The sequence below is a fragment of the Microcoleus sp. OTE_8_concoct_300 genome (assembly GCF_031383065.1).
Classification (GTDB): domain Bacteria; phylum Cyanobacteriota; class Cyanobacteriia; order Cyanobacteriales; family Microcoleaceae; genus Microcoleus.
Genome location: NZ_JANMZH010000355.1, coordinates 1 through 1,284, shown reverse-complemented (window position 1 = coordinate 1,284; position 1,284 = coordinate 1). Strand labels below are relative to the sequence as shown.

At 45.6% G+C, this 1,284-nt stretch carries 1 protein-coding gene and 1 pseudogene; one reads left to right on the top strand and one right to left on the bottom strand.

Going from position 1 to position 1,284, the window contains the following annotated elements:
* Nucleotides 1–481: 481 nt before the first annotated feature.
* A complete protein-coding gene (locus tag ACUVJL_RS16115) occupies nucleotides 482–655 on the top strand; it encodes a microcyclamide/patellamide family RiPP (RefSeq protein ID WP_445246773.1) in 174 nt (57 codons plus the stop codon).
* Between the two features lie 182 nt (nucleotides 656–837).
* Here the strand turns inward: ACUVJL_RS16115 and ACUVJL_RS16110 are convergent.
* Nucleotides 838–1,284 (bottom strand): annotated as a pseudogene (locus tag ACUVJL_RS16110) (FAD-dependent oxidoreductase); the annotation flags it as partial.

Genomic DNA, 1,284 nt, shown 5'->3' with positions numbered 1-1,284 from the left:
TTTGTTTTTGTTGGGAAGTTACAGCTTTACTAAAACCTCTTGCCATTGATAGCACCCATAAACTACAACAAACTACATTGAAATTTAGTCGGATTTAACTGTAGCATATTTTGGGTTCCAGTTAAGATGCGTTTACCCTGTTAATTAGGTGTACCGTGGGGCACAGGGAAGAGAAGTGATTCTGGTGATTGTTGGGGATCTGTGCCCTAGGCGGGCTGTTTAAATGAGGGTCAAGACTTGGTTTAATTAAACGGGTTTTAGGTCTAAGTATTGGGAGGATAGGTAGAATGTCTGTCCTGCCTAGCCATAGCACTTTTAAACCCAGGGTTAGGAGATGGAGAGTTCTGTGTCCAAAAACTTTTCTAGTTATTTGACGTCGCAAACTAAATGAGTAATGATAAAAATCAAGTAATAAGGGATTAGGTAACGCCTAGCCTACTTTCTCTTTAACCAAACCAAACTCACAAGGTAAAAAACTCTTATGGACAACAAAAACTTGATGCCTCAAGCGACACAACCTGTTAACCGCCTCACTATACAAGACCTGCCGAGTGAGTTGGTTGAACTCTCGGAAGAAGCTTTGTCCCAAATATCTGGTGGCTCTCCATTTGTTATTGGACCAGTTGGCTCTCCATTTGTTATTGGACCAAGATGAAGGGCGGACGTGTGATTTCTATGCTTTTCTGTGACCTGCGAAAAATTTAGCTTCCACTTTTGTGATGAGTTAGGGGTGTTTGCCTATACCCCTACTCTCTGGGTATTATCCCAAAGGATAGACAGTTTAAAGCTATATCAGTGCAACCTTGCAATCGAGCGTGGCTTGGGCCCGCTTGAGTGTCAACTCTTCAATTCTACTGATACCGACAGCAGCCAAGCACCGGCAAAATTCAGCCTGCCCCATACTGTCAGAGGCTGTTCGGTTTCACAACTCTGTAAAAATCTGTCGGTTTCCGAGTCCAAAGTCACGAGTTGCCAAGTTTGACTGGCTAAGGATGCGGGACTTGTCAGCGTTAGTGTCCAGTCTTGTTCGCCGAGGCGGCGGAAAATGCCGGAAAATTGGCTGTGGGTATTTGCTGTTTGACTGCTTTGTTTCTCTACTGACTCCGGACATTCGCCGCTGGCGGGATATGCTTGAGGTCGATCGAGATAATAGCGCTGCCAGTCGAGCCAATCCGATCGCCCCCGTGTCAAATTAAATAAAGGAATAACCGCTGCACTCGCCTGGGAATCTTGCAGCAAAGCTTCTTGCAAAACTCTCACCGGCAACTCCCGCGGCTGACATCC